Annotated in this window: 17 protein-coding genes, 1 tRNA gene and 2 rRNA genes (1 of these 20 cut by a window edge); 9 read left to right on the top strand and 11 right to left on the bottom strand. The window is 37.4% G+C overall.

Annotated features, from left to right (window positions below; genetic code table 11):
- From MED134_RS15005 to MED134_RS13820, 4 genes are all read right to left on the bottom strand, one after another.
- A 23S ribosomal RNA gene (locus MED134_RS15005) occupies window positions 1-85 on the bottom strand; it reaches 2,648 nt to the left of the window's first position.
- Window positions 86-98: 13 nt separating this feature from the next.
- Window positions 99-172 (bottom strand) — tRNA-Ile (locus tag MED134_RS13830).
- A 208-nt stretch (window positions 173-380) separates the two neighbouring features.
- Window positions 381-1,904, bottom strand: a 16S ribosomal RNA gene (locus MED134_RS13825).
- Together the 16S and 23S rRNA genes with 1 tRNA gene alongside form the textbook arrangement of a ribosomal RNA operon.
- 733 nt (window positions 1,905-2,637) lie before the next feature.
- Entirely contained in the window at window positions 2,638-3,318 is a 681-nt protein-coding gene (locus tag MED134_RS13820) for a DUF4294 domain-containing protein (protein ID WP_038600325.1), read from the bottom strand.
- A 108-nt stretch (window positions 3,319-3,426) separates the two neighbouring features.
- On the opposite strand from MED134_RS13820, the gene MED134_RS13815 reads away from it, so the two are divergent.
- The 6 genes from MED134_RS13815 to MED134_RS13790 all read left to right on the top strand — a co-directional run bounded on the left by MED134_RS13815 (window position 3,427) and on the right by MED134_RS13790 (window position 16,019).
- Complete coding sequence (locus MED134_RS13815; protein WP_038600322.1) at window positions 3,427-4,515, top strand: M42 family metallopeptidase; 1,089 nt, start codon at window positions 3,427-3,429, stop codon at window positions 4,513-4,515.
- Window positions 4,516-4,974: 459 nt separating this feature from the next.
- Window positions 4,975-8,091 (top strand): hypothetical protein, encoded by a 3,117-nt coding sequence (locus MED134_RS13810; protein WP_038600319.1) that lies wholly within the window; start codon window positions 4,975-4,977, stop codon window positions 8,089-8,091.
- A gap of 7 nt (window positions 8,092-8,098) precedes the next feature.
- Complete coding sequence (locus MED134_RS14815) at window positions 8,099-9,958, top strand: carbohydrate binding domain-containing protein (RefSeq protein ID WP_052084255.1); 1,860 nt, start codon at window positions 8,099-8,101, stop codon at window positions 9,956-9,958.
- A 65-nt stretch (window positions 9,959-10,023) separates the two neighbouring features.
- A complete protein-coding gene (locus tag MED134_RS13800) occupies window positions 10,024-10,884 on the top strand; it encodes a family 16 glycosylhydrolase (RefSeq protein WP_038600317.1) in 861 nt (286 codons plus the stop codon).
- A gap of 142 nt (window positions 10,885-11,026) precedes the next feature.
- Window positions 11,027-14,500, top strand: coding sequence for a hypothetical protein (locus MED134_RS13795; RefSeq protein WP_038600314.1), 3,474 nt, complete (start codon window positions 11,027-11,029; stop codon window positions 14,498-14,500).
- A gap of 97 nt (window positions 14,501-14,597) precedes the next feature.
- Window positions 14,598-16,019, top strand: a complete 1,422-nt coding sequence (locus tag MED134_RS13790; RefSeq protein WP_038600311.1) for an MFS transporter — start codon at window positions 14,598-14,600, stop codon at window positions 16,017-16,019.
- A gap of 70 nt (window positions 16,020-16,089) precedes the next feature.
- Here MED134_RS13790 and MED134_RS13785 read toward each other — a convergent pair whose 3' ends face one another.
- Window positions 16,090-16,455 (bottom strand): hypothetical protein, encoded by a 366-nt coding sequence (locus MED134_RS13785; RefSeq protein WP_038600308.1) that lies wholly within the window; start codon window positions 16,453-16,455, stop codon window positions 16,090-16,092.
- Between the two features lie 65 nt (window positions 16,456-16,520).
- Window positions 16,521-17,360 (bottom strand): 1,4-dihydroxy-2-naphthoyl-CoA synthase, encoded by an 840-nt coding sequence (locus tag MED134_RS13780; protein ID WP_035328184.1) that lies wholly within the window; start codon window positions 17,358-17,360, stop codon window positions 16,521-16,523.
- A gap of 43 nt (window positions 17,361-17,403) precedes the next feature.
- On the opposite strand from MED134_RS13780, the gene MED134_RS13775 reads away from it, so the two are divergent.
- Window positions 17,404-18,543 (top strand): C1 family peptidase, encoded by a 1,140-nt coding sequence (locus tag MED134_RS13775; RefSeq protein ID WP_038600306.1) that lies wholly within the window; start codon window positions 17,404-17,406, stop codon window positions 18,541-18,543.
- Between the two features lie 41 nt (window positions 18,544-18,584).
- Here the strand turns inward: MED134_RS13775 and MED134_RS13770 are convergent, their stop codons facing one another.
- The 5 genes from MED134_RS13770 to MED134_RS13750 form a co-directional block, all read right to left on the bottom strand.
- Window positions 18,585-19,418 (bottom strand): S1 RNA-binding domain-containing protein, encoded by an 834-nt coding sequence (locus MED134_RS13770; RefSeq protein WP_038600303.1) that lies wholly within the window; start codon window positions 19,416-19,418, stop codon window positions 18,585-18,587.
- 92 nt (window positions 19,419-19,510) lie between these two features.
- Window positions 19,511-19,852 carry a DUF2853 family protein gene (locus MED134_RS13765; protein ID WP_038600301.1) on the bottom strand — a complete coding sequence of 114 codons (342 nt, stop codon included), beginning with the start codon at window positions 19,850-19,852 and terminating at the stop codon, window positions 19,511-19,513.
- Between the two features lie 79 nt (window positions 19,853-19,931).
- Window positions 19,932-21,650, bottom strand: coding sequence for a 2-succinyl-5-enolpyruvyl-6-hydroxy-3-cyclohexene-1-carboxylic-acid synthase (gene menD / locus MED134_RS13760; RefSeq protein ID WP_038600298.1), 1,719 nt, complete (start codon window positions 21,648-21,650; stop codon window positions 19,932-19,934).
- A gap of 94 nt (window positions 21,651-21,744) precedes the next feature.
- Complete coding sequence (locus MED134_RS13755) at window positions 21,745-22,872, bottom strand: chorismate-binding protein (protein ID WP_038600295.1); 1,128 nt, start codon at window positions 22,870-22,872, stop codon at window positions 21,745-21,747.
- Window positions 22,872-23,291 carry a PaaI family thioesterase gene (locus MED134_RS13750; RefSeq protein WP_038600292.1) on the bottom strand — a complete coding sequence of 140 codons (420 nt, stop codon included), beginning with the start codon at window positions 23,289-23,291 and terminating at the stop codon, window positions 22,872-22,874. The genes MED134_RS13755 and MED134_RS13750 overlap by 1 nt, the downstream gene beginning before the upstream one ends.
- A gap of 79 nt (window positions 23,292-23,370) precedes the next feature.
- Here MED134_RS13750 and MED134_RS13745 point away from each other — a divergent pair, with 79 nt between their 5' ends.
- The gene (locus tag MED134_RS13745; protein ID WP_038600290.1) at window positions 23,371-23,904 is read left to right on the top strand and encodes a hypothetical protein; all 534 of its coding nucleotides are present in this window, start codon (window positions 23,371-23,373) and stop codon (window positions 23,902-23,904) included.
- Between the two features lie 66 nt (window positions 23,905-23,970).
- On the top strand, window positions 23,971-24,561 hold the full coding sequence (locus tag MED134_RS13740) for a GNAT family N-acetyltransferase (RefSeq protein WP_038600287.1): 591 nt from the start codon (window positions 23,971-23,973) through the stop codon (window positions 24,559-24,561).
- The last annotated feature ends 18 nt before the right edge of the window (window positions 24,562-24,579 follow it).

The raw sequence follows: 24,579 nt of genomic DNA, 5'->3' as shown, positions 1-24,579 counted from the left end.
CGAATGACGAAGTAATGATTCTCAACTTCTAAAATTTCCTTCAAAATGTAATACGTATGAACGTCACGATTTATAAAGCTTTCGCGAAAGCATAAAAGTAGTCTCAGGCAGACTCGAACTGCCGACCTCTACATTATCAGTGTAGCGCTCTAACCAGCTGAGCTATGAGACTGTCTTAATAGTCTATAGCAATTAAGTGTAATTGTTAGTAAAAACTAATTCTTACTTACTCAATTCCTACTTCCTTATTAATAATTAAATCGACAGCTATTGAAAACTAAAACCTATTACTAACCATTCGTTGTAAGTCGTTTGCTGTTTGTTAATGATATCGCTACATAATAAATTACATAACTCACAATAACAGGGACAAGCTCTAGAAAGGAGGTGTTCCAGCCGCACCTTCCGGTACGGCTACCTTGTTACGACTTAGCCCCAGTTACCAGTTTTACCCTAGGCCGCTCCTTACGGTGACGGACTTCAGGTACCCCCAGCTTCCATGGCTTGACGGGCGGTGTGTACAAGGCCCGGGAACGTATTCACCGGATCATGGCTGATATCCGATTACTAGCGATTCCAGCTTCATGGAGTCGAGTTGCAGACTCCAATCCGAACTGAGATAGGGTTTATAGATTCGCTCCTTATCGCTAAGTGGCTGCTCTCTGTCCCTACCATTGTAGCACGTGTGTGGCCCAGGACGTAAGGGCCGTGATGATTTGACGTCATCCCCACCTTCCTCACGGTTTGCACCGGCAGTCTGGCTAGAGTTCCCGACATTACTCGCTGGCAACTAACCACAGGGGTTGCGCTCGTTATAGGACTTAACCTGACACCTCACGGCACGAGCTGACGACAACCATGCAGCACCTTGTAATCTGTCCGAAGAAAACTCTATCTCTAAAGCTGTCAGACTACATTTAAGCCCTGGTAAGGTTCCTCGCGTATCATCGAATTAAACCACATGCTCCACCGCTTGTGCGGGCCCCCGTCAATTCCTTTGAGTTTCATTCTTGCGAACGTACTCCCCAGGTGGGATACTTATCACTTTCGCTTAGTCACTCAGTCCGAAAACCAAACAACTAGTATCCATCGTTTACGGCGTAGACTACCAGGGTATCTAATCCTGTTCGCTACCTACGCTTTCGTCCATCAGCGTCAATATATTGTTAGTGATCTGCCTTCGCAATCGGTATTCTATGTAATCTCTAAGCATTTCACCGCTACACTACATATTCTAACCACTTCACAATAATTCAAGACATACAGTATCAATGGCAATTCTATGGTTAAGCCACAGACTTTCACCACTGACTTATATGCCCGCCTACGGACCCTTTAAACCCAATGATTCCGGATAACGCTTGCACCCTCCGTATTACCGCGGCTGCTGGCACGGAGTTAGCCGGTGCTTATTCTTATGGTACCGTCATCGATCTACACGTAGACCTTATTCTTCCCATATAAAAGTAGTTTACAACCCATAGGGCAGTCTTCCTACACGCGGCATGGCTGGATCAGAGTTGCCTCCATTGTCCAATATTCCTCACTGCTGCCTCCCGTAGGAGTCTGGTCCGTGTCTCAGTACCAGTGTGGGGGATCTCCCTCTCAGGACCCCTATCTATCGAAGTCTTGGTAAGCCGTTACCTTACCAACTAACTAATAGAACGCATAGTCATCTTATACCGCCGAAACTTTAATTATTTAATGATGCCAAAAAATAATACTATGGGGTATTAATCTTCGTTTCCAAAGGCTATCCCCCAGTATAAGGTAGATTCTATACGCGTTACGCACCCGTGCGCCGGTCGTCAGCAAATAGCAAGCTACTCCTGTTACCCCTCGACTTGCATGTGTTAAGCCTGCCGCTAGCGTTCATCCTGAGCCAGGATCAAACTCTTCATCGTGTGTTGTTAATAATATTAACTCCTCACAACTCGAAATATCCGGTCAATAATAAACTTCTAGTTTTCAAATTCTTTGTAATAATACCCGAAAGTATTAATACGCGCTGTCAATTCAATAAGTCAATGAACTTTTCCTAATTCCTAAAAACTAGAAAATCAATGTTAATGCAAGAGGAATCGAACCCCTTTTTAACCTTCCAAAACATTCAAAAAAATTACTTGAACTTCGCTAGATGTGTTACTGTTTCTCTAAGCGGGTGCAAATATACAACTGTTTTTAATACTGACAACTTTATTTTGAAAAAAAAATTATTTTTTTTCTGAAGCAATAAAAACAACAATCCTAAGAACAACTCCTACAAATAAACCTCTATTTGTTAGCGGCTGCAAAACTACAACCTTTTTTGACTTTACAAACTATCTTTTGAAAATAATTTGAAATAAATTTTAAAGCCAATTAAAAAAAGATTTATAAGAACTACCGCTCACATTTAAACGGACGGCAAAGATACACAGAAGTTCAAGTCTGACAAGTATTTTTAAAATAAATTTCAAAATAATTTACAAACCACTGACCTTCTTAACCTTAAACAATATGAATTATATCTTCTCTTAGAATGAGACTAATATTGCAGTAATTAAACGTATACTATGGAGGGGAAATCGTCGAGGATTTTATTTCGCGAAAGCGTAAAAGGTACACTACACTATTGTATACTATAATATAGAGGTACTACTCCACCCCTTTATTCTTCCACTTATCTGATAATTCAAGAAATTTAAAATCTAACACACTAGGCTGCGGCTCAAGTATACCTGATTGAAAAGAACGCTGTAGTATATCTTCTATAAGGTAATCCTCCTGTTCTTGTTCTGGATTGAATTCTCTCTTAAGTGAAATATCAAAAGCGCTTGCGGTGGTGTTATACCAAAATGCTCTCCAGCCACTGCGTAGTCTCTTTATTAACTCGAAGGCTGTCTCACCTGTTTGACGATGTATGAGTTTAATAAGTATTTGCCCTTCTGTGCGTGTGAGTTTCTTAAGCTCTGCCGAAAATTCGCCTTCTAGGTACTTATGAATTATTTTTGTGTATTTCTTTCTAGCACGTTTACCTTCTATGGAGTCAAGTCTATTATTAAGCGCGACCAGCCTATCTGCAGCGAGTTTTGCATAAGGAAAAACCTTTCTGGTTTTACGGCGAAGTATTAGGTATCGTCTTCGGTCTTGTTTATTATCAAATTTTAGCCTTTTAAAAACGATTACCTCATTAAGATCTATAGCGCTCCTTGGAATGGTGTCTCCTTGAATTATGTAATATTCAATTTCAACTTCTGTTGAATCTACAGGAGTTTCTTGAGCTTGTGTAAGCCCTGCTATGAATACAATTATATATAGGAGATTATGTATGCGCATCTTTTTTATTTCGCTTTAAGCTAAAATCATTCCAAAATTAAAGATTAGAGTGCTATAACGTCATTAACTCTTGGTTAATATTCTTACTTTTAAAAAAAATATTATTCTATGGCTTCAAAAAGCATTTTAAATAAAAAGTCTTTAGACTTTCTTGAGAGTTACCTCAACAACGCAGCTCCTACAGGCTATGAGTGGGATGGACAGAAATTATGGATGGATTATCTCAAACCATATGTAGATGAGTTTATCACAGATACCTACGGTACGGCGGTTGCGGTAATAAATCCTGAGGCAAAATATAAGGTTGTAATAGAAGGTCACGCAGATGAAATCTCTTGGTATGTAAATTACATAGCAGATAATGGCCTTATATATGTAATACGCAATGGTGGTAGTGATCACCAGATTGCACCTTCTAAGATTGTAAACGTGCATACTAAAAACGGAATTGTAAAAGGAGTTTTTGGCTGGCCAGCAATACATACTCGTAATAAAGCAAAAGAAGAGGCACCAAAACCTGACAATATCTTTATAGACATAGGAGCAAAAGATAAAGAGGAGGTAGAAAAAATGGGTGTACACGTAGGTTGTGTAATTACATATCCAGACACCTTCCATATTCTTAATGATGATAAATTTGTGTGTAGAGCGATAGATAACCGCGCTGGTGGTTTTATGATTGCAGAGGTAGCAAGACTTTTACGCGAGAATAAAAAGAAACTACCTTTTGGACTATACATCACAAACTCCGTACAAGAAGAGATAGGACTACGTGGAGCACAAATGATTGCAGAGCGTATAAAACCAGATGTTGCCATTGTCACAGATGTTACTCACGACACGACAACACCTATGATTGATATGAAAAAACAGGGACACGCAGAGATAGGCAAAGGCCCTGTAGTTGCATATGCTCCTGCTGTACAACAAAAACTACGTGACCGCATCACAGAAACGGCAGAGAAGAAAGAGATTCCTTTCCAGAGAGCTGCACTTTCTCGTGCTACGGGTACAGATACAGATGCTTTTGCTTATAGCGGTAGTGGTGTTGCCTCTGCTCTTATATCATTACCATTAAGATATATGCACACTACTGTAGAGATGGTACACCGTGAAGATGTAGAGAATGTAATAAAACTTATTTATGAAACGCTGCTTACTATAGAAGATGGTGAGACGTTTTCATATTTTGAATAGTTCGCTTTCGCGAAAAAACTAAAACTATACAGGCTAATTTCAATATTGAAATTAGCCTTTTTTTGTGTCTAATTATAAACCTTACTAATAGCAGATATCCGTGATATCAATATCCATAAACCTGCATTAAATAACAAAGAAAGACCTATACAAGTAGAATAATCACCACAACATTACTACATCATCACTTTGAAAATCTGAATTTCACGAAAAAACTCTAACTTTAATATCGTTAAAATTAAGACCCAAAACCTCTTTATTCTCAACAATACGGGTTAATTAAAGTGATATTCTTAATCATTACAACTATTTGCAGAGGAGTGTATAGTTTTTGTTTACTAAGAACTAACAAATAGTCTTCATCTTAACAATATCTTTACATAACGATTAACACAACAAAAATATATAGAGATTAAATTCTCCATTATTATTTTAAACCAAACATAAAACAATCGCTGTATGAAACATTATATGTTGAGCATATTTTTGATTTTGAACTCACTAGCTTTATTTGCACAAAGCACTACAGTTACCATAAATAATGATAGTGATGGACAAAAATTAATGGTTAATGGTGAGCCATTTATCATTAATGGTATGAACTGGGACTACATCCCAGTAGGCCAAACTGTCGCTACCACCTCATATCAATTCTGGAAACAGTCTGATGATGTAATAAAAGCCGCTTTAGACCCTGAAATGGAGTTGCTTAAAAATATGGGGGTAAATACAATAAGACAATACGTAGGTGTACCACCTCGATGGGTAACCTATATATATGACAACTATGGTATTTATACAATGATTAATCACCCCTTTGGCCGTTATGGACTTACCATAAACGGAACTTGGAAACCTAATACAGATTATAGTGATCCAGATGTAAGAGCAGTCTTATTAAAAGAAACAGCTCAAATGGCTAAAGACTTCAAAAATACAAGAGGCCTGCTATTATACTTGTTAGGTAATGAAAATAACTACGGTCTTTTTTGGGATGGTGCAGAAACAGAAGATATTCCTGAAGCAAATAGCCGAGTAAAGCCAAGGGCTCGAGCAATGTACAAGCTCTTTAATGAAGCTACGGTTGCTATGAAGGAAATTATAGAAGACAAGCCTATAGCACTTTGTAATGGCGATTTATTATTCTTAAATATTATTGCAGAAGAATGTCCTGATGTAGATATTTATGGAACAAATATGTATCGAGGTGTTTCTTTTGGAGATGCTTTTGAAAGAGTTAAGACTACGTACGGAAAGCCTTTACTCTTTACAGAATTTGGAGCAGACGCATTTAATGCAATCCAAAATCAAGAAGATCAAAAAGCTCAGGCTTACTATATGCTGGGTAACTGGAAAGAGATTTATGAAAATGCAGCTGGTCTAGATAAAGCGCAAAACTCAATAGGAGGTTTTACATTTCAGTTTAGTGATGGCTGGTGGAAGTACGGCCAAACTAAAAATCTAGATATACACGATAATAATGCCTCGTGGTCTAATGGAGGATACACTTATGATTTTATAGAAGGTGAAAACAATATGAATGAGGAGTGGTTTGGAATCTGTGCAAAAGGTCCTACAAACATTAACGGTCTTTACACCCTGTACCCAAGAGCCGCCTACTATTCTTTAAAAGAAGCTCATACTTTTAATCCATACGCTAGCAATAATGACAGTTCAAGTGTAGAAAATCACTTTGATGCAATACAAATAATGGATGCTGTACTAAGGGCTAGAGGTGACAAAGCAGCCTCTGGAACCGCAGGAGGTGAAAAAATTAAGATAAGCACATTAAGAGCTGAGTTTACAACATTTAATACTGGTGGTAAACGTATTACCACTCCAGAAAATGCAGACCAAAACAACCCTACTACTTTTCCAGACCAATTAGGTTTTGATAATATGGAGTCATATTATGTTGGTGTTGAAGCAAACCCTACTCCAGGCTTAAGAGCTAATGTGGAGGTGAATGTTTTAGGAAATGTAGCTGGCAATCCTATAGATGAAATCTTTTTTGAAAACAGAGGAAGGCCTACCGTTGTAAATTCTAACAATGGTGATGTAGTTCTTACAGATAATAATAGAGTGCAAATTTATCAAGCAGAATTTGACTGGAGTACCAAATATGCCGATATCAAAGGGTTTTATAGAACTGGACACTATCACTGGGGATATGAAGGTGATTTCTTTGGCCTATATCCTGAAGCAAACTATGGCCCTAACATTGACATATATAATGGCGTAGCTCCTTTTGGATTTGAATTTGAAGGTAAGAAGGATTTCAAAGGACTAAAAGCAGCATTCGGTCCAGAATTATGGTGGGGCGCAAACCCCGCAGTACTTTTAAAGTACCAAAAGCAAATAGGTAAGTACAATCTTGCTGCTATTTTTCACGAAGACATAGCAGATCCAGGAGTGGGTGTATCATCTGTAGCAATACCTCAACCTAGAACAAGAAGAGCAACTTTATATGGCCAAAGAAAATTTGGCAACTTTAGTGTTGAAGTAGGTGGTATATGGGGTGGATCCCCTCTTAATGGAAGAGACTATCAAATAGTAAAGACTGATGCAGATGGGAATACCGATGTATTTATAAACACGGTAGACGCTGGTGATAACTGGGGAGGAAAAGCAAAAGTAACCTATGCAGGAGGAAAATTTAACTGGTATGCTCAAGGGGCAGCACAAGGGCTTGTGGCATTTGGGGGTGCAGATTACACAAAGACATTTACAGGCTGGAGACTTAAAGACAGCGGAAGCGGTAATCAATATAACTTCTTAACAGGGTTTACATATCAAATAGGTAATTTTCAAATAGCACCTAACTTTTTATGGCAAGAGCCTCTTGTGGATCCAATCCCACTTGGAGCTCCAGCTCCTGCTCGCTCTAGAAACATTATAGAAGATCCATTTGTTGTGAGAGATAATAGAAAGACAACAGCCGGAGAGTTACTTTTAACCTTTGACCCAACTCCAGGAACGTGGTTTTACGAGTGGGATAATGACCGAGCAGAAGATGCGCCATTTGCAGCAAGTCTAGGCTTTGTATATCGTCACTTACCTACTACACAAGATGCAGCTATTGGATTCTTTGGCGATAGTCGTGTTCCTGTGGCGTTTGCATCTGCACCATCTGCACAAGATTTATGGGAGTTTAATGGTAGAATAGTTTCTAAAATAAGTCCAGATTTTGGAGTTATTGCAAACTTTTTTGGAGGTAATGGACAAGCAAGAGGTAGTGATGACAGAGTTATTTATCGATATGGAACAGACGTACGTGTTGTATATAACAAATTTAAATTAATGAGTGAGGTAAAAATAGACGACTGGGGTCCTTTTGATTTTCATAGAGACTTTAACCTCACTTACCCATTCCAATTTAAAGTAGACCTCTCTACTACCCTAGGGAAACCAGGATGGTTTATTTTACCTAATACTCGCTTAGGAGTACGTTACACCTGGCGATCACTAGATAATTTCTCTCCTAGATATGAGTTTATGAGCCCTATTGACTTGGGCTTGCCTAACGGTAATGAGTGGGAGATTAGAACATACTTACATATTAACATTGGTAAATAATTACAAGATGAAAAAGATACTTACTATAAAAAACATAAGTTATCTCCTCACTACATTTTTTGTAGTGCTTAACTATGGTTGCGCACCAGATGAAGATAATTTACAAGAGGCCACTTTCCCAAATAATGGAGACGTCTTTATAGATACCTTTAGTGCAGGATTAGAATATGCGGCTTTTGGAGACTCTAAAGTAACAGCTTTTGATGTCGATACAGATGTCGTCTTTGAAGGTAGTGCAGCAATGAGGTTTGATATTCCTAATACGACAGATCCAGAAGGAGGATATGCAGGTGGGATTTTTACCACAGCTATAGGTAGAGACTTAACAGACTATAATGTTCTTTCTTTTTATGCAAGAGCATCTAGAGGCGAGATTGTTGATCAAATAGGTTTTGGACTAACCTTTCAAGGAGAAGTTTATAGAACACAGGTAAATAACCTTGAGGTAGGTACAGGCTGGCAACAGTATTTCATCCCTATCCCAAATGCCGCAAAACTCACAGAAGAGAGCGGAATGTTTTGGTATGCCGAGGCCTCAAATAATGGAGAATCATACCAGTTATGGATAGACGAAGTAAAGTTTGAAAACTTAAATACTATTTTACCATTAAGTGCAGCAATTTTAGAAGGTCAAGACCAGGTTACCTCAGCCACTGTAGGCAATCAAGTAGCTATTACCGGCGGTTACAGCACCTTTAATATGCCTAATGGTATAGAACAGCGAGTTGAAAGTGCGTCTGCATATTTTGATTATAACTCTACAAACGAAACAGTTGCTACTGTAAATGACCTAGGCGTTGTAACAGTAAACGGTTCTAACGGTGTTGCCACTATCACTGCAACACTTAATGATATTAATGCTCAAGGCTCGTTAAGCATAGGTATGGAAGAACTTCCTCCTACTCCTAATGTAGACGACTCAGATGCTGCTCAAGTAACTTTTCCTGTTGGGTTTGAATCTACCTCACTGGTTTATGATATTATAGGTTTTGAGGGAGCAGCTTCTGCCGTAGAAGGAAATCCAAGTGCAACGGGCATTAACCCCACACAAACTGTTCTAAGAACTACAAAGACGGTAGGCGCTCAGTTTTTTGCAGGGACATTACTTAATCTTGACGCTCCCATAGATTTTTCAGCATCTGAGATTATAAGTATAAAAACGCTATCTCCTAAAGCAGATATCCCTGTAAGAATGGCTCTAGAAAACCAAGCTATAGGTGGCGACTCTCAAGTTGTACTAGATATTAACACCACTACTGTAAATGAATGGGAAGAGCTCCTATTTAACTTTACTGGTCAGCTAGACCCTAGTATTAATTACGATCGTATTATCTTATTTTTTGAATTTATTCCTGATTTACAAGGTGATGGATCTACATATTATTATGACGACCTTATTGTAGTAGGATCTGATCCGGTAAATGACGGTGGAGATACTGGTGGAAATGCTGGAGATAATCTCTTGTCTAATGGAGACTTTGAGAGTGGTATGGTAGATTGGTTTGGTAACGCATTTAACGTTCAAGAAGACGGTGGTAACAGCTTTAATTTTGCAAATGTGATGGTCGCTGGTAATGCCTTTGACGTAAACTTAAGTCAAGGCCTAGAGATAACACAAGGCGCAACATACACCCTAACTTTTGACGCTTCATCAGACGGTGACCGTACTTTAATTGCAGGTATAGGTCTTAATGAGGCTCCTTTTGAGGCTGTAATTGAGACAGTAAATCTCACAACTACTACACAAACATTTACACTTACCCTAGAGGCTAGCACTTTCGGGAGTTCAAACTCACGTGTGCTTTTTGATATGGGGGCAGAAACAGGTGTGGTGGTTATAGACAACGTTTCGCTTGTACTTAATTAATAGCTACTAGTGTATTTTAAAAAGAATTATACCGCTTTCGCGAAAGCGTAATAAAAAAAATAGCAATGAAAAATAATATAATAGTAATCACGGCAACCTTATGTGTGCTAGCCATCATACTCGCTTGCACAGATGATGAAGGTAGTAATGTAGGTTTATCAAATCTTACGCTTGTTTTTGAAGATGAGTTTAACGGTGAGGCAGGCGCTTCTATAAATACTGATAACTGGAATTTTGACATAGGTACTGGTAGTAATGGCTGGGGTAATAATGAGTTGCAATATTATACAGATAGACCAGAAAATGTCTCTCTAGATGGTGCTGGTAATATGATTATTACAGCGCGTAGAGAAACTTTTCAGGGTTCACCTTTTACCTCTGCACGTATTAATACAAAAGATAAAGTAGAGCAACAATATGGCCGTTTTGAAGCTCGTATTAAAATGCCTGGTGGTCGTGGTATCTGGCCTGCGTTCTGGATGCTAGGGAGTAATATTGAAACTCAAGCAGATGATGATCCAGCAACAGTGCAGTGGCCTTTTGTAGGAGAAATTGATATTACAGAAATGAGAGGGCAAGAACCTAAAATCACTTTAGGTAGCATACACGGGCCAGGGTATTCTGGTGGTAATGCAATATCTGGAAGCTACACACTGGAGGATGATAGATTTGACGCAGACTTTCACGAGTATGCTATAGAGTGGACACCTACTTATATAGATTATTTTATAGACGGTATACGTTTTAATAGAATTGCAAAGGAGGATATTCCGCAAGATGCAGACTGGGTTTTTGATGATCAGCCATTTTTTATGTTGCTTAACGTTGCTGTAGGCGGAAACTTTGTAGGTTTTCCAGTAGATACTACTCCCCTACCACAGCAAATGGTAGTAGACTATGTACGTATATACAGCACTAACGATTAAATCCTTTATAATAGGATAAATAACTAACACTTGTAGCAGCGCCACATATAAATATATGTAGTGTACTACCCACTTATAATATAATGTAAACAGCTCATATCAATCAGTTTACACAAAGTATAGATACTTAAAACGCATCCATATGACACATCAACCTATTTATATAGGAAGTACTCCTATTGCCTTTTCTCAAAAAGAAACAAAAGGAGAACTAGTAAATTTTGACAATGAAGTTTACTATAAAATCACTAATAGTGATGAGATGAGACCATTCTTTATAAGTCTGGTAAGTAACTCTAATCACTGGATGTTTATCGCTAGTAATGGAGGGCTAACGGCTGGAAGAAAAAATGCCGATAATGCATTATTTCCATATTATACAGATGACAAAATTACCGAGTCTATAGAGCATACGGGTAGTATCACAATTGTTAAGGTCATAATGAGCGATAAGACCTTGCTCTGGGAACCATTTTCAAACAAATACAAAGGGCTTTATCGTATAGAACGTAATCTATATAAAAATGAATATGGTAATAAACTCATCTTTGAAGAACACAACTTGGACCTTGAACTCTCCTATCGCTATGAGTGGAATACAAGTGACAAGTATGGATTTGTAAGAAAGTCTACTATATCTAATCAATCTCAAAAAAGCCAGGAAATATCAATTTTAGACGGCTTACAAAATATCATACCATACAGCGTAGGTGAAGAATTACAAAAAGCGAGTAGTAATCTCGTAGATGCTTATAAGCGCAATGAGTTAGTCCATAAATCTGGTATAGGAATTTATGCGCTAAGCGCTACTATAGTAGATAAGGCAGAACCTAGTGAAGCCTTAAGCAGTAATATTGTATGGTCACTGGGACTTAATAGCCCTACTTATCTAGTCTCTTCTAGACAACTAGATAATTTTAGAAATGGTGAAGATGTAGTGCTAGAAGAAGATGTAAAGGCAGAGCGTGGTGCGTATATAGCTATACAAACAGTAGCGCTAAAACCGGGCACTTCTCAAAACTGGATGATGATTGCAAATACAAACCAAAGTATAAGTAACATCACCGAGATAGAAAAGAGTATAGCATCATCTAGCAATCTCAAAGAGTTGGTTCAAGAAGATATTGACAAAGGAACAAAAGAACTTCTTAAACTAGCAAACTCTGCAGATGCTATGCAACTTACAGCAGATAAACTTAGAAACACACGTCATTTTTCTAATACGCTTTTTAATATAATGCGCGGTGGTATCGTAGATAACAACTATCAAGTAGAAAAATGGGATTTTATCTCTTACCTCTCTAAGGCAAACAAGGAAGTACATCTTAATGAGCAAAAATTACTATCTGAGTTACCAGAAACCTTTACAATATTTGAATTGCATAATCACATTGCAACTAGTAAAAACGTTCATTTACAAAGGCTATGCCTAGAGTACCTTCCACTCAAATTTAGCCGCAGGCACGGCGACCCAAGTAGGCCTTGGAACAAATTTTTAATTAACACAAAAAATGATCAAGACGGCTCTAAGGTTCTTGATTATGAAGGTAACTGGCGAGATATATTTCAAAACTGGGAAGCCCTTGCCCTATCATACCCTGCCTTTATAGAGAGTATGATCTATAAATTTTTAAATGCAACAACCTTTGATGGGTATAACCCATATAGAGTAACAAAAGGTGGTTTTGACTGGGAAACTATTGAAGAAGATGACCCTTGGTCATACATAGGTTACTGGGGAGATCATCAAATAATCTATCTTCAAAAATTTCTTGAGATCATAGAGCGCTATCAACCTGGAAAACTAGTCTCTCTTTTTAATAAAAACATCTTTGTTTATGCAAATGTGCCATATAAAATCAAAGACTATAATAGCATTCTTAAAAACCCAAAAGACACCATAGATTTTGATTTTAAATTAAACAATAAAATAACCGACAGGAAAAAACAACTAGGAGCAGATGGTTCTTTACTTCTTGATAATAGCGGTTCTATATACAACGTAAATTTTATTGAAAAAATACTTGCAACTGTTCTTGCAAAAGTAGCTAATCTTATTCCAGAGGCAGGTATCTGGCTTAATACACAACGACCAGAATGGAATGATGCAAATAATGCTCTTGTAGGTAATGGTGCATCTATGGTAACGCTTTATTATCTAAGGAGATTTCTTAGTTTTTTTAATAACGTTTTAAAAGATAGCCCAAGCACTGAGACATTAATTTCTGAAGAATTACATAAGTTCTTTATGGGCGTAACAAGTACGCTTGTAAATAATGAGAGCCTTCTTGTAGATTACTTAAGTGACCATAGCCGTAAAACCATATTAGATGGTTTAGGGAAAGCGGCGAGCATCTATAGAACACAGATTTACACGCAATCACACACAGGTATTAAAAAAGCATTAACGCTAGATGAAATAAAACACTTTATTAAAGTTACTCTCTCATACATAGATCACTCTATAGAGGCTAACGAGAGGGAAGATGGCTTATATCACGCTTATAATATTGTAGACGTAAGTCATACAGATCAAATCTCAATAAGCTATCTGGATGAAATGCTAGAAGGGCAAGTTGCTGTGTTAAGTTCTGGCTATTTACAACCTCAGCAAAGCCTTGCCGTTCTCGATAGTTTAAAGAAAAGTGCGCTATATAGAGAAGACCAGCAAAGTTATATTCTATATCCAAATAAGGAATTACCAAAGTTTTTAGCAAAAAATCATATACCCCAGCAAGATGTAAAAGAGTCTACTCTTTTACAGAAACTTCTAGATGATGGTAATCACGATATTATCGAAAAGGATCGTAATGGCAATTATCACTTTAACACCACATTTAATAATGCAAATGCACTAAGTAATGCCTTAGATAAGCTTACAACAGAGAAGTATAAAGATCTAATAGACTTAGAGCGTACACAAATATTAGCCATTTATGAAAGTGTCTTTAATCATAAAGCATTTACAGGTCGCTCAGGTACTTTCTTTGGGTATGAAGGTTTAGGCTCTATTTACTGGCATATGGTTTCAAAGCTTGCCCTTGCTAGTCAAGAGTGTGTACTTCAATCTATAAGTGCGGGCAAAGACCAAGATATCACAAGTAAACTCATTGCTCATTATTATGAGATTACAGAAGGTATAGGAGTACATAAAACACCACAACATTATGGTGCTTTCCCTACAGACCCCTACTCTCATACGCCAGGAGGAAAAGGTGCTCAACAACCTGGTATGACTGGACAGGTTAAAGAAGATATTATAAGCCGTTTTGGTGAGCTAGGAATTAATGTTACAGATGGAAAGCTGGGCTTTAATCCTGCTATTTTAAACAAAGAAGAGTTCTTAAAGCAAGAAGCCCTCTTTAACTATACAGACGTTCACGCTACTCCGCAAACTATTACTGTTTCAAATAACGAACTCTCTTTTACCTACTGTCAAGTGCCCATTATATATACCATTTCAAACGAGACACGCATTGAGGTTCATTATTCTAATGATAAAACACAAGAGTTTACATCTCTAGAGCTAGATAATAAAACAAGTACATCTATTTTTCATCGTACAGGTGAGATAGAATTTCTTAAGATATACCTACCTCAAGATGTGTTGCTATAAGAGGGATAATTACGCTTTCGCGAAAGCGTAAACCCGCCTACTAACATTAATACTAACTAACCGCTCTTTTTAAAAAGGGCTATTAAAACCATCATAAATGACTACATCAAATCAAGAAGTTTCCTTTGGTCAAAAAATAGCCTTTGGGATAGGAATGCTAGCAAACCAAATGTTTCCGGCGGCCTTAGCCATTTTTATGGTGGTACTAGTTCAAGACTTGGGTTTTCCGCCAGAATCTTGGGCGCTGCTCTTTTTCTTGCCACGCATTTTTGACGCATTTACAGATCCTATAATGGGTTTTATATCTGACAACACAAAATCAAAATGGGGCCGAAGAAGACAGTACGTATTTGCAGGGGCAATCCTTATGGGTATTTCTTTTATAATGATGTGGCAATTATATAGAGCAGATGGGCTGGACTATAATTTTACATACTTCTTAATGTGGTCACTAGCATTTTATTTGGGTCTCACGATATTTAGCGTTCCTTATGTTGCGATGGGCTATGAAATGAGTAAAGATTTTCACGAGCGCACAGATATTATGGCTACGGCCCAGTGGATAGGTCAATGGGCCTGGGTTATAGCGCCTTGGTTCTGGGTAATTATGTATGACCCGGCTTGGTTTGAATCTGCAGATGTGGCTGCTCGCGACCTGGCCATATGGGTAGGTATCGCTTGTGCTATATGTGCAATGGTTCCTGCTATTTTTATCAAAAGTAAGTCTACCCTAGATGATGACAGTTTAATCCCACTTAATATTAAAAATTTAGGTAAAAGCCTTGTAGGCCTAGCCAAAGGTTTTAAGGCTGCCTTTTCTTCAAAACCTTTTATAAAATTATGTGTGGCAACATTTTTTGTATTTAATGCTTTTAATACCGTTGCCGCTTTTTCTTTTTTTATAATAGTATATCATCTCTTTAGTGGTGATGCAGCGGCAGCAGGAATCTGGCCTACACTCTTTGGCTGTTTAGGGGCACTAGGTACTACTTTTATGGTAATTCCTATAGTAACAAAAATGTCAAAAAAACTAGGAAAGAAAAAAGCTTTCATAGTATCACAAACTATTTCTATAATAGGATATTTAATGCTGTGGTTTCTATTTGTACCAGGTAAACCGTATTTGTTTATAATAGCTCTACCGTTTTTCTCATTTGGTATAGGAGGTCTCTTTGTACTTATGATGTCTATGACGGCAGATGTTATAGATCTTGATGAGCTTAAAAATGGGATACGTAGAGAAGGTGTTTTTGGAGCAATCTACTGGTGGATGGTCAAGTTTGGCTTTGCCATTGCTGGTTTAGGTAGTGGTTACATTATGGCCTATGTAGGCTTTACCCCAGATGCTCCCACCCAGCCGGAAGGAGCAATAGAAGGTTTGCGCCTTTTCTTCTCAGGCATCCCCATTACCGGTACAATTATAGCTATCTTATTTATGTGGGGATATGATGTAGATGAGAATAAAGCGCGGGACGTAAGAGAAGCTCTCGAAAAAAGAAAACAAGATACCATAACTTAAAAACGTAGGTAATAAAAAAGACCCGTTCAAATACATTGTACGGGTCTTTTTTATTTATAACTATTATTACTTATTGTCTAAGGTAGCGACTGCCAGATTCTTGTTCTATGAGAACATCTTCACTTTCGATGATGAAAAACTGATCAACACCATCTATAAAAAACTCTGAAAATAGAACTCTTACCGTTTTGTCTTCAATAACATACCCTACGCTGTAAATAGCATCTCCAAAAGGTAAAATCCCTACTTCTTGAGAATCGAAAAACTCTATTGAAGCAAAACAAGAATTTGCTATTGGATCCTCATTCTCACAATCAAGAACACTATAAACATACCTGTTACCTATAAGCGTCGCATCAGATGTACTATTTTCATCATCACTATTGCACGAGACAAATATTAATAATGATAAAAAAAATACTAAAACTTTTTTCATAATAGTTACTTTTAATTTAAGATAGCCAAGTTTTAAAAAGGTTGCGTAAACTTATAGTTAAATAATTAAGGTATCCACTTCTTGTCAAAGTTAGGTGCTCTTTTTTCTAAAAATGCATTTCTACCCTCTACGGCCTCATCTGTCATATATGCTAGACGCGTTGCTTCACCAGCAAAAACTTGTTGGCCTACCATACCGTCGTCAGTAAGGTTCATCGCAAACTTGAGCATCTTTATAGAAATAGGTGATTTTGCAAGAATTTCTTGCGCCCACTCGTAAGCAGTATCTTCTAGCTCTGCGTGAGGTATCACGGCATTTACCATACCCATCTCATAAGCTTCTTGAGCAGAATAGTTTCTGCCTAAGAAGAAAATCTCTCTCGCTTTCTTTTGACCTACCATTTTTGCTAGATATGCACTTCCGTATCCACCGTCAAAAGAAGTTACATCGGCATCTGTTTGTTTAAAAATAGCGTGTTCCTTACTTGCAAGTGTTAGGTCACAAACTACGTGCAGGCTATGCCCACCTCCTACTGCCCACCCTGGGACAACAGCAATTACTGCCTTAGGCATAAAACGTATGAGACGTTGCACCTCAAGTATATTTAATCTATGATATCCATCTTCACCTACATACCCTTCTTTACCACGTGCTTTTTGATCTCCACCAGAGCAAAAACTATAGACACCATCTTTAGAAGATGGTCCTTCGGCAGAGAGTAGCACTACTCCTATAGATGTATCTTCATTTGCATCATAAAAGGCATCATATAATTCCTTTGTGGTATTAGGCCTAAACGCGTTGCGCACGTCTGGTCTATTAAATGCTATACGAGCAACACCGTTACTCTTTTTGTAAGTTATGTCTTTATATTCTTTGGCTGTTTGCCAGTTTGGCTTATCCATAATGTGCTATTTTTACGTAAAAATAATTCTTTATTACTAGATGATGAAAAAAGTACTACTAAGTATTGTGGTTGTTTTTGCTTTCGCGAAAGCGTATTACGCACAAGAAAACACTACGGGTTCCTACATTTTTACAGATACTAATGATTTACAGGCTACACCAGTCATAAGTCAAGGAGTAACAGGAACGTGCTGGAGTTTTAGTACATCTTCATTTTTAGAAAGCGAGATTGCTAGACTTACTGGTAAAAAGGTAGATCTTTCGGAAATGTACACAGTAAGGAATACTTACCCGGCAAAAGCTGAAAATTATGTAATGCGTCAAGGAAAGGCTCAATTTTCTGAAGGCGGACTCGCGCACGATGTCATTAATAGTGTTACGCGTTATGGACTAGTACCAAACAGTGCCTACACCGGCCTGACACATACAGATACCAAACATAACCACGCCGAAATGGTGGCCGTTATACATAGTATGCTAGACACTTATATAGATAATCCAGGAAGAAGTTTAAGCAAAAAGTGGAAAACCGCAGTAGATAAGGTGCTGGATGTTTATCTAGGTGAGAATATTACTAATTTTTCTTATGATGGAAAAACGTACACTCCTAAAGAGTTTGCGAAGGAAATGAAGATAGTGCCTAGCGATTATGTAACCTTAACTTCTTTTACTCACCAGCCATTTTACAAATCATTCATCCTTAATATTCCTGATAACTTTTCTAATGGAGCGATGTATAATCTTCCGCTAGATGAGTTTGTAAATAATATAGATCACGCATTAGATAATGGTTTTACAGTAACACTAGATTGTGATGTGAGTGAGTTATCTTTTTCTTCAAAACACGGTGTAGCTGTAATTCCAGATAATGAAAGTAATAAGAAACTCGCTGTACTAGGACCAGAGCAAGAAAAAATAATTACACAACAATACCGTCAAGATGAGTTTGAAAACTATAATACTACAGATGACCACTTGATGCATATCACAGGGAAAGCAACAGATCAAAATGGTGACGTGTATTACAAAGTAAAAAACTCGTGGGGTACAGACTCTGGAAGAACGAAGTATGATGGCTACATATATATGAGTGTGCCCTATATACGTCTCAAAGCTATCTCTGTGCTTATGCATAAAGAAGGGCTAGATAAAGCTACCTCAAAAAAAATGAGCAAAAACTAGTTATAGTTTTTGCTCATTTATATACAATAGGAAGAAAGGAATTAATCAATTATATGAATCCCATCTTCTTTTATTAAAATCTTACGATCTCTATATAGCGTCCCGATTGCTTTTTTAAAGCTCTTTTTACTAAGACCAAGTTGATTTTGAATATCTACTGGATCTGATTTATCGTGTAATGGCATAAAACCATCATTAGCCTGTAGCTCTTCATAGATATATTGCGCATTAGGCTCTATACTTTTATAACCTTCTTCTTGTAAGATAAGATCTATTTTACCGTCTGATCGCACTTTCTTAACCCAAGCGTCTAGTTTATCACCAGTTCTTATATCTTCAAAGATGTCTTCTTTATATATAAGGCCTTTGTGCTTTCCGTTTACTATGGCGTTTGCTCCTCTATCTGTAATATGTGAGATAATGATTTCTACCTTATCAAACTTCTTTACCTCTACATTATCATTAGAGAGGAACTTCATTGTTTTACTAGTCGCTGCAAGGCGATTTGTTTTCTCATCTAGATACATATAAACTATGTACCAGCTACCTACCTTCATAGGTCTTGCTTGTTGAGCAAAAGGAACAAAAAGTTCTTTTTCTAATCCCCAGTCTAAAAAGGCTCCTACATTATTTACCGCGGTACAACGTAAGTACCCAAAATTATTAAGCTCTATATAAGGCTTTAGTGTAGTTGCTACTGGTCGCTCCTCGTGATCTAAATAAACATATACATTAAGTTCATCCCAAATTTTATACTCTTCTGGCACGTACTTATTAGGTAACAAGACATCATCTCCTGCTTCATTAGAAAGAAAGAGCCCTGGCTCTGTCTCTCTGTCTATTCTCATTATGTGGTATTTTCCTATTTCTAACATATTCTTTTGTAAAATGCAAAAGTACAACTACTACAAAGAAAAAAGCGCCTTGACGTGAGTCAAAGCGCTTTCTACATACATTATAAAGTAGTCTATTTATAAACAGACTCTTTTTTGAAGTGCTTAGTAAGCATATAGTATACTACTGCACGGTATTTATTACGATTAGACTTTCCGTAAGTTTCAAGTACGCTGTCTATAGCTTTATCAAGATCTGCGCTATCTGCAAGACCTAATTTTTTAATCAAAAAGTTATTCTTTACAGTAGCAATTTCTGTTTCAGAACTTCCAGATACTGTTGATGAGTCTTTGTTATAAATTGATGGTCCACATCCTATTGTTACTTTAGTAAGGAGATCCATATCTGCGGTCATACCACATTTGTTTTTTAAATCATCTGCATATTTTGAGATGAGTTCTGCTCTTTTGCTCATAATTTTTTATAGTTACTTGTTGATTAAATTATTAATTCACTTTAAAGATAAGGAAAAAGTTAAACTCTCTTAAAAAAATTTATTTTATGAACTTAAAGTAGTCAAGAAGCACTTCATCGTTAATTTTGCGCGGTGTAAAGATTTCTAGCAGCGTAGGTTGAGATGAAGATGCATATAGCTGTTTTTTTGCTACAACACATTCCTCTTCGTTTGTTGCCTTGATATATCTAAAATTATACATCTCACAAAGCTTCTCTGCAGCTAATTGGTGTGTTGTTTCAAAAAACTCATCAAAGTTATTTGTGTTTTTATCCTCATTAGGTAAAATTCTAAAGATACCTCCACCACTATTATTAATAACTATAATTTTAAAGTCATTAGGAATATACTGATTCCATAATGCATTACTATCGTAAAAGAAACTAAGCTCTCCCGTTACTAAGGTTGTAATTTTATCACTTACCATCGCACCACCTATCGCTGTGCTCGTACTACCATCTATACCGCTCGTACCTCTATTACAATATACCTCTAGTGTTTTATTTACGTCAAAGAGTTGTGCATACCTTACCGTACTACTATTACCTAACTGCAATACAGAGTGATCTGGAATTATCTCTAATATGTGATCAAAGGCTTTAAAGTCACACCAATCCATTTGTGCAATGTACTCACTATGCAATCTATCTCTCTTTGCCCGTACAGCGAGCCAACTTTCTTGATAAGTACTTTCTTTAGGCTCGGTAAGTGCCTGCAGTTTTTCTAAAAAGAAAGAAGCACTTACCTCAAAATGCCTATTAAGACAGAAATATGTATCGTATGCTTTCTTAGTATCTACGTGCCAATGTTGCTCAGGTTGATAATTTCTTAAAAAGGCTTTTACCTTTTTTGATACCACCATCCCTCCAAAGGTGAGAAGGATCTCAGGTTGCAAGTCTTTAAATCCAGTATCGTCTAGACTCCCTATAATGTTATCTATACGTGTAAAAAAATTAGGATGTGCTACATTAGACGTAGTTTCTGTAAACACAACAACACTTGGGTCATTACCTAGTAAATCTAGCAATGCTGGAGACATTGTATCTGGATCTTGCACTCCTATAATAACAAGTTTACGAGTTGCCTTACTCCAGTCTTGAGCATAAGGCAGTAATTCTTTATTAGAAAGTTCTTTTTCTATAAGCTTAGGTGCAATTTCTATAGGTGTATCTATTACCCTCTCTGTCATCTCATATAATGGCTCATAAAATGGCACGTTAATATGTACTGGTCCAGACTGCTCTATGGCTACATTAAGCGCTTTATTGATTTCTTGATTATTATGACGCTGACTTTCCTTTATCTTTTGAGCCACCTTTGCATCTGTTACATCATCTGTAGGAACTAACTCAGAATACAAGTTTGCCGAATAAAGGATATGATTTTCAAACACATTTTTTTGTCGTATAGTCTGTCCATCTCCTATATCTATGCGCTCTATAGGTCTATCTGCACTTATTGCTATGAGCGGTATGTCACTATAAAAAGCCTCAGAGATTGCTGGATAGTAATTAAGCAAGGCGCTTCCAGATGTGCATACCAGCGCGACAGGTCTACCCGTTTGTTGAGCTATGCCCAAACCTACAAAAGCAGCACATCGCTCGTCTACTATACTATATGCCTTGATTTTAGGATTCTTTGTAAACTCTATCGTAAGTGGTGCATTACGTGAGCCCGGTGATATAATAACCGTATCAATACCTTTACTCAAGCAAAGGTGTACGATAGATTGTGCAACTGGAATTTTTGAATGAATCATTAATTACAAAAATACGACTTCTACACCGCAGTATACTAGTAGAAAAAATCAGTTTTATTGAAATTTCTATTAGAGTAGTAAACACATACAATGACTATAAAACAGTTGCAACTGTCTGCAATTTATTTACAGTTTCCTCCCACTCTAACGCCGGCTTACTGAAAGTAGTTATACCACCACCTACATATAATTGTGCGCCCTGAGCATCTACTTCCATACAGCGTAGATTCACAAATAGATGCGTATGCTTTTTTACAGCGCCGTAGGCTAGATTCTCAACATTACGACGTGTGCTTGCTCGTTTTTTTTCTGTCTTTATATTGAGCTCTCCTAAAAAACCAGTATAATATGATCTATTATAATTCTCATTTTGTAAGATAAAATCTCTGGCCTCAAGCTTAGGTAAACCACATACGGCTGGCGTAGGGTGCAGTGCTTGTATTATAGATGCAAGCTTAGTATCACTATCGTGTACTATAGCAGTAATATCTGTTTTAAGATGCAGTAATGTACCTGCCTGATGTGTGTGGGTTTCAGACACTTCTAAATTGTCTACTATATCTTTAAGATTATATACGATTGTATCTGTTACAAGCTGCTGCTCTTCTATTTCCTTTGCTCCCCAGCTTACCTCTAGAGTATCTTCTTTCTTCTGTGTGCCCGCTAGCGACATTGTATAAAGCTTTCTATTTTCGACCGAGAGAAGGGTTTCGGGTGTGGCGCCTAGCCATAATCCTACTTTAGGGTGATACCAGCAATACACAAAAGCTGTTGCGTAGCTGTCCAGCAATCTTTTAAAAATAGATATAGGTGACTCATAGTTGTGATTTATTTTTTGCTTTCGCGAAAGCACAACTTTCTTCAATCCAGTAGTTGCAATCTCATTTATACCTCTTTCTACAAGTGCAATATGTTGCTCTTTTGCTCCTTGAGCCACCTCAACCGAAGTTGCAACGATCTCCTCGTTAGATTGAGTAGTTACATACTCATCTAGACGCATCTCAAAAGACTGTGATTGCGGAATCAATATGGTTTCTGACGTAGTTGTGTCAAAAGGAGCAAACACAAATCCACTCTCACTAAAGTCTGAAACAGTATGTAACTCATCTTCTTCTTGAAGCAAAGCAGTGACCGTTTTTTCGTTTGGCTTTCTGTATACCACAAAGGGTAATGCTTCATCAAAATGATTTTGAACCTCTATAAAGAATGCGTCTTGATCCATTACTTTCTAGGCAGGGCTATCGTTGTAAGTTTACACTTTGAGATAAGGTTATCTTCTTCATCTACCACATCAATATTCCATAGCTGAGTGGTGCGACCTTTATGAATAAATGTTGCCTTTGCATACACCATTCCTTCACGTTTACTCTTTACGTGATTTGCAGAGATCTCAATACCTCTTATAGTATGTGCTTGGTCTAAAAACATAAAACTAGCCGCACTACCTACGCTCTCTGCCAGAGCAACCATTGCCCCTCCGTGTAAAACTCCATCTGGCTGGTGTACTTTAGGCGTAACAGGCATTTGTGCTACTAGAAAGTCTTCACCAAAGTCTATATACTTGATGTCTAAAGTTTCCATAAGCGTATTCTTGCAGCTCTCTGCTAGGCGAGCAAGCACTTCTTCCTTTGTATAATTCATAGAGAAATGTTAAATAAAGTTGTGAGCAGAACTATCTGTATTCAAATTTCGTTAATATTGCGGACAAATTCCCTTAATTATGATTAAAAAGACCATAGCAATTACCGTATTACTCATAACTTTTATAGCCTGTGATAAGCTAGATGAGTTAACAAAGTTTAATATAGACTACACAACAAATATTACAATACAGTCTACAAGTATACTAGACGCTCCATTTGATATTGTTACACCAGAAACTACTACAAACTCTCAACAAGAGTATGAAAATAATAATACAAATGCAGATCTTGTAGAGAGTGTGAAACTCACAAAACTCACATTAAACTTACAAACGCCAGAGTCTGGTGATTTTGATTTTCTTAATGACATAGCTATCTACATAAATGCAGATGGACTAGAAGAGCGCCTCATTGCCTCTAGTACAAGTATACCAGAAGATGGGTCTAGAACATTAGATCTAGACGTAGTAGATACAGAGCTCAAAGAATACATACAAGGTGAGACTTATACTTTGCGCACAGAGACTACTACAGATCAAACCATAGAGTCTGACCACGAGATTGAGATTTACACAAGATTTAGAGTAGATGCAAAGATTTTAGGACTATAATCTTATAACACCTATCACTTCTTAAAAATGTGTCGTACTTTTAAAGTGCGACACATTTTTTTATATATGAAAATTAAAACTCTCGAAAACAAGCGTGCAAAACTTCTCACCCTAGAGAGTTATCACTATCGTGATTTACTACCACTATCAAGTCAGGTAGACCTTAATGCATACGGAGGCTCAGATATTTCAACAGGTCCAAAGTTAAAGAAGTACATCAAAGATGCCATAACCAGACGTCAAGCAGGTACTGCGCTCCCATTTATCATTTTTGATAAGGAGCTATGTAAGTTTGCAGGCTCTACTCGTTTTGGAAATATAGATAAGGTTAACAAAGTCGTTCATATAGGGTGGACGTGGCTTGGAGAAGATTTTCGCGGAAGCGGTCTCAACCAGCATATTAAGTTTTTAATGCTGCGCTATGCTTTTGAAAAACTCTCGTATGAGCGTGTAGAGTTTCGTATAGATGAGCGTAACACACGATCAAGAAAAGCGGTCGAAAAGCTGGGCGCAACCCTAGAAGGAATTTTACGCAAAGACATTATTACAAAAAATGGCCGTAGGCGCAACTCCTGCTGCTACTCAATTTTAAGAGATGAGTGGGAAGATATTAAAAACACTCGCTTTGTAGAAGTGCTTAACCGCAGTGAAGAATAGGGTTATGAGTACGCTTTC

Origin of the sequence: Dokdonia sp. MED134 (assembly GCF_000152925.2) — a bacterium.
Taxonomy (GTDB): Bacteria; Bacteroidota; Bacteroidia; order Flavobacteriales; family Flavobacteriaceae; genus Dokdonia.
The sequence above is the reverse complement of the archived record's forward strand: the minus strand, read 5'-3'. Positions and strand labels throughout refer to the sequence as shown.

Bases quoted from the DNA above. Each gene is read 5' to 3' on its own strand.
- MED134_RS13820 (WP_038600325.1), bottom strand. From the start codon at position 3,318: ATGCGCATACATAATCTCCTATATATAATTGTATTCATAGCAGGGCTT.
- MED134_RS13815 (WP_038600322.1), top strand. From the start codon at position 3,427: ATGGCTTCAAAAAGCATTTTAAATAAAAAGTCTTTAGACTTTCTTGAG.
- MED134_RS13810 (WP_038600319.1), top strand. From the start codon at position 4,975: ATGAAACATTATATGTTGAGCATATTTTTGATTTTGAACTCACTAGCT.
- MED134_RS14815 (WP_052084255.1), top strand. From the start codon at position 8,099: ATGAAAAAGATACTTACTATAAAAAACATAAGTTATCTCCTCACTACA.
- MED134_RS13800 (WP_038600317.1), top strand. From the start codon at position 10,024: ATGAAAAATAATATAATAGTAATCACGGCAACCTTATGTGTGCTAGCC.
- MED134_RS13795 (WP_038600314.1), top strand. From the start codon at position 11,027: ATGACACATCAACCTATTTATATAGGAAGTACTCCTATTGCCTTTTCT.
- MED134_RS13790 (WP_038600311.1), top strand. From the start codon at position 14,598: ATGACTACATCAAATCAAGAAGTTTCCTTTGGTCAAAAAATAGCCTTT.
- MED134_RS13785 (WP_038600308.1), bottom strand. From the start codon at position 16,455: ATGAAAAAAGTTTTAGTATTTTTTTTATCATTATTAATATTTGTCTCG.
- MED134_RS13780 (WP_035328184.1), bottom strand. From the start codon at position 17,360: ATGGATAAGCCAAACTGGCAAACAGCCAAAGAATATAAAGACATAACT.
- MED134_RS13775 (WP_038600306.1), top strand. From the start codon at position 17,404: ATGAAAAAAGTACTACTAAGTATTGTGGTTGTTTTTGCTTTCGCGAAA.
- MED134_RS13770 (WP_038600303.1), bottom strand. From the start codon at position 19,418: ATGTTAGAAATAGGAAAATACCACATAATGAGAATAGACAGAGAGACA.
- MED134_RS13765 (WP_038600301.1), bottom strand. From the start codon at position 19,852: ATGAGCAAAAGAGCAGAACTCATCTCAAAATATGCAGATGATTTAAAA.
- menD (WP_038600298.1), bottom strand. From the start codon at position 21,650: ATGATTCATTCAAAAATTCCAGTTGCACAATCTATCGTACACCTTTGC.
- MED134_RS13755 (WP_038600295.1), bottom strand. From the start codon at position 22,872: ATGGATCAAGACGCATTCTTTATAGAGGTTCAAAATCATTTTGATGAA.
- MED134_RS13750 (WP_038600292.1), bottom strand. From the start codon at position 23,291: ATGAATTATACAAAGGAAGAAGTGCTTGCTCGCCTAGCAGAGAGCTGC.
- MED134_RS13745 (WP_038600290.1), top strand. From the start codon at position 23,371: ATGATTAAAAAGACCATAGCAATTACCGTATTACTCATAACTTTTATA.
- MED134_RS13740 (WP_038600287.1), top strand. From the start codon at position 23,971: ATGAAAATTAAAACTCTCGAAAACAAGCGTGCAAAACTTCTCACCCTA.